The sequence below is a fragment of the Candidatus Polarisedimenticolia bacterium genome, from assembly GCA_035764505.1.
Classification (GTDB): domain Bacteria; phylum Acidobacteriota; class Polarisedimenticolia; order Gp22-AA2; family AA152; genus AA152.
On record DASTZC010000054.1, the window covers coordinates 1 to 3,716 of the forward strand.

Consider the following 3,716-nt stretch of genomic DNA (forward strand, 5'->3'; position numbering starts at 1 on the left):
CGAACGGCCGTACTCTCGACATCCAGGTCATTCCCGCCGATTCGCGTGCGATGGGGTTGCACGCCTTCGCCATCGTGGGGTACTGCCCGGAGGGCTTCATCATTCAGAACTCCTGGGGCGAGGGTTGGGGCAGCCGAGGGCTCGCCATCCTGAGCTACGAAGATTGGATCGAGAACCGGCAGGATGCCTGGGTCGCGCGCCCCGGTCCCGAGACCTGGGACCAGAAAGGATCGCCCAGGATCTTCCTGGACGGCTTCATGGGCGCTGCTCAGAGTGCGGACACCGCGCGCGCCGGAACCTCGGGCGTGGACGGCCTGGAGATCGATCCTCGTGCGCTGGCTTATCTCGTGAATACGGGCGATCGCGGCGAGCTGTCCGACGGCGGACGCCTGCGGACTCCCGAGAAGGATCTTCCGGCGATGGCGTCCCGCGCCCGGCTGGCGCGCATCTCTTCCGACGGATACCGCGACATCGTCCTGTACGCGCACGGCGGCCTCATCAGCGAGCTGGCCGGAGCCAAGCGCGCCGCCGAGCTCTGGAGCTTCTGCCGCAACATCGGCCTCACCGCCTGGTTCTTCGTCTGGGAGACCGGGATCGGCGAGACGCTGCTCGGCTACCTGCGCAGCCGCAACGACGGTTCCGGCCCAACCGTCAGCCGGACCATGGGGAGCCTGCTCTCCGAGCTGAATCTGGAAGCGGCCCGCGAGGATCTTGAAAAGCAGATCTCGGAGCTCGTCGACAAGCTGCAAGAGGAGCTTGGAGCCGGGCTCGCTCCGCTCGTACGCAAAGGCTGGAACGAGCTGCACGGCCGCGCCGACGGCGCGGCCAGGCTGCGCTCGAAGGGGGGCGCGGCGTTGTTCGCCAACCAGCTCCTCCAGGCAATCGCGGAAGGTGGTCCGGGGGAGCGCTACCGCATCCACCTCGTGGCCCACAGCGCCGGCGCGATTTACCTGGGCCGGCTGTACCAGCAGTTCCTGCGCGGCGCGATCGCCAGCCTGCGGGGGCGCGTCACGCTCGGATCGATCGCCTTCATGGCCCCTGCCCTGAGCGTCGCTTCCGCGCGCAGGGTCTTTGCTCCCGAGGGACGCCTGCCCGTGCCGTCGGAGCGCTTCACCATCTGGACGCTGTCTTCGGACGACGAGCGGGACGATGAGATCGGAATCTATCCCGGCTCGCTGCTCACTTACGTCGCCGATCACCTGGAGCGGGCTGGAGGACGCGAGCCGATCCTGGGAATCCGGAAAGACTTCGAGCGCGCTTCCGGCTCGCTCGGCGCGCCGCGGCACCGCCCGGCCGATCGCTCCACACGCCACGGGCAGTTCGACGATCCCGGGCACGAGGTCGAGACGATCTTCAGCGAGATTGCCGACGGCACCTTCCAGCGCGCCGCCATCCCGCGTGCGCGGATGGCGCCAGAGAGGCAGCACGGCAAGGCGGGACGGATCGACGGGCGGCTCTAGCCGCATCGGCATGCGCGACGCGCAACCCCACAGTGCGGGCGGAAGGAGGCGACCCAGGAGCGGAGCAGAAGCGGCGGCAATCTCAGGAAAGATGAAATCGGTCCGATCGGCGGTCAACCTGACGCGCGACGGCCTGCTGCTGATCGTCCTGCTGTTGCTGATGGTCTTCCCGACCACCTTCAACAAGATCCTGACCGAAGCGGGATTCAAGAGCGCATCGATCCTGGGCTTCGATTGGGAACAGAAGCTGGAAGCGGCGGCCAAGGAGACGGCGGCGGCGAAGGCGTAAGTGCAGAACCTGAACGCCAAGCTGGAGACGCAGGCCGACGCCGTGGAGCGGGTGGCCCATCAGCTGACCGATCCGGCGGCCCGGGAGCGCGCCGGGCTCGTGGCGCGCGACCTGCGCGCCACGCAGACCAGCGCCCAGAGAATCGGCGCCAGATTGGGGAAAAACGCGGAGGCGCAGAAGAGTCTGCAGCGCGAAATCATCCGCCAGTTCCCCAAGTACTAGCAATCCACATAGGATTAGTGCGGACCCTCAGGGGGACATTCCAGGCCGGCAAGGGTCTTTGCGGCGCTTTGGGATTCGGGTGATAGATCGAGGATCGTCTCGAGGTCCTTTCGGGCCTTGCGCAAATTTCCCAGACGGCATTGGGCCGTGCTACGGGCAGAAAGCGCTGAGAGGTACCCAGGGTACAGGCGAAGGGCGGTGGTGAATTCGCGCACAGCCTCCTTCGCGCGATCGCGCGCCAGAAGGTCCTGGCCAAGATTCAAGTGGGCCGTCGGGGCATCGGGCGCATCACGCACCGCGGCCTGGTAGAGCGCGAAGGACGAGTTGAAATCCCCATTTTTCGAGTAATTCGCGCCGAGCGAGAAGTAGACGTGTCCGAGGACCTCACGATCTGATAACGAGCGGAGGAAGACACCGCGCCGGACTGAATCGCTGGGTATTCGGTATTGCTTGAGGTAGTAGTCGTCTTCGTGGCTCAGGCCACCTTCGAGGAGCTCCAGATTCACCCGCAAATCTCCGTCGCTGTACCGCAAGAAAAGATGATTTGGCGCCGCAACCGCCTGGACCGGAAGGTCAAGGTCGCGTGCCAAGGCAAGATAAACGATGCTCAGGCCCAGGCAGTTGCCTTGCCTCCTGTCCAAAACGGTCCTCGGGAGGATTGACTCCGGAGTGTCTTCACGAAGGGGACGGAAACCGGATGCAGTGAAGAAAAACCGATTGAGCACTTGGATCTTCGTTGGCCTATCAGTCGCTGATTCGATGTCCCTGCGAACAGCTTCGGCCATTCGGTCGATTTCAGCCTCGACCTCCGGCCCCGATAGAGCTTCGAGGCTGCGGCAGTTCGGGATACATGGCGACATTGGGGCAGCGCTGCCAACGCTTGGAGATTGCGCCCGCGCGTCGACCGCGCTCAAGCGACCGATTAAATAGAAGATCAGGGCCAGCCTGCTGTTCAGTCCCGCAGGCCCCTGAAAACGGCTCATGAAGGAGGGAGGGCCTTTCATGGAACGCGCACGAGCTTGGATCCTACTTCCGGCATTCATTTTCATAGCGACGGCACTTGTCTTCGCTGAGGATCATAATGACGACATGGGCGTAGGTGGCTCACCCGGAGTCCCTAGCGCATGGGACCAAGAGAGCACCAATGTGATAAATGGGAACCTTCATCTCTCCATCCCCCTCTACTCGGCCAAGTCCGGAGCCGATTTTGGCTACTCCGTGGTGCTTCACTATAACAGCAAGGTCTGGGATGCCTCCGATTCGAACTTTCCCTCGACCCCGGCGAATCGAAGCCTCATTGCGAAGAGTCCGATCGGGCTGGGATGGACGCTCCACATGGGACGTGTTTACCGTCTCGACTACTCCAATGGAACATCGAGCGAAACTCTTCATTACTTCGAGGCATCGGACGGATCGAGACATCGGTTGTTCCACGGCGCCAAGCTCCAGTCAGGGAATTGCATCGATGACACCTATTGGTACGCGCATGACGGCTCCGGGATCCGGGCGAAGTTCACTCCGAGTGTTTCCGGCTCTTCGGAGTACTGGCAGGTCTGGGCACAGGACGGTACCGAGATCGTCCTTTCGCAACTCGTCACGAACTCCCTGACGACGCCGGAACAGGTGAATTTCAGAGGATGGTACGCGACGGGCGTCAAGAGCAGCGTCAAGGCGCCTGGAGGGGGACCCTTTCATTGGGTCACTATCACCTGTGCTCCTTCCCGAAATGTTTGATCGTTTGAAGA

General features: G+C 63.2%; 5 protein-coding genes. 4 read left to right on the plus strand and 1 reads right to left on the minus strand.

The window, feature by feature from the left end; translation table 11 throughout:
• The 3 genes from VFW45_03580 to VFW45_03590 form a co-directional block, all read left to right on the plus strand.
• Positions 1 to 1,460 (plus strand): hypothetical protein (locus VFW45_03580; GenBank protein HEU5179847.1); only part of this gene is annotated, 1,460 nt, incomplete at its 5' end.
• A 91-nt stretch (positions 1,461 to 1,551) separates the two neighbouring features.
• On the plus strand, positions 1,552 to 1,749 hold the full coding sequence (locus tag VFW45_03585) for a hypothetical protein (protein ID HEU5179848.1): 198 nt from the start codon (positions 1,552 to 1,554) through the stop codon (positions 1,747 to 1,749).
• Positions 1,750 to 1,971 carry a hypothetical protein gene (locus VFW45_03590; protein HEU5179849.1) on the plus strand — a complete coding sequence of 74 codons (222 nt, stop codon included), beginning with the start codon at positions 1,750 to 1,752 and terminating at the stop codon, positions 1,969 to 1,971. It abuts the gene before it with no gap.
• 14 nt (positions 1,972 to 1,985) lie between these two features.
• Here the strand turns inward: VFW45_03590 and VFW45_03595 are convergent, their stop codons facing one another.
• Positions 1,986 to 2,975, minus strand: coding sequence for a transglutaminase family protein (locus VFW45_03595; GenBank protein HEU5179850.1), 990 nt, complete (start codon positions 2,973 to 2,975; stop codon positions 1,986 to 1,988).
• Here VFW45_03595 and VFW45_03600 point away from each other — a divergent pair.
• The gene (locus tag VFW45_03600) at positions 2,974 to 3,705 is read left to right on the plus strand and encodes a hypothetical protein (protein HEU5179851.1); all 732 of its coding nucleotides are present in this window, start codon (positions 2,974 to 2,976) and stop codon (positions 3,703 to 3,705) included. The genes VFW45_03595 and VFW45_03600 overlap by 2 nt on opposite strands.
• The last annotated feature ends 11 nt before the right edge of the window (positions 3,706 to 3,716 follow it).

What these genes read in the sequence shown, in the direction of transcription:
- VFW45_03595 (HEU5179850.1), bottom strand. Translation starts at nt 2,975, where the DNA reads ATGAAAGGCCCTCCCTCCTTCATGAGCCGTTTTCAGGGGCCTGCGGGA.
- VFW45_03600 (HEU5179851.1), top strand. Translation starts at nt 2,974, where the DNA reads ATGGAACGCGCACGAGCTTGGATCCTACTTCCGGCATTCATTTTCATA.
- VFW45_03585 (HEU5179848.1), top strand. Translation starts at nt 1,552, where the DNA reads ATGAAATCGGTCCGATCGGCGGTCAACCTGACGCGCGACGGCCTGCTG.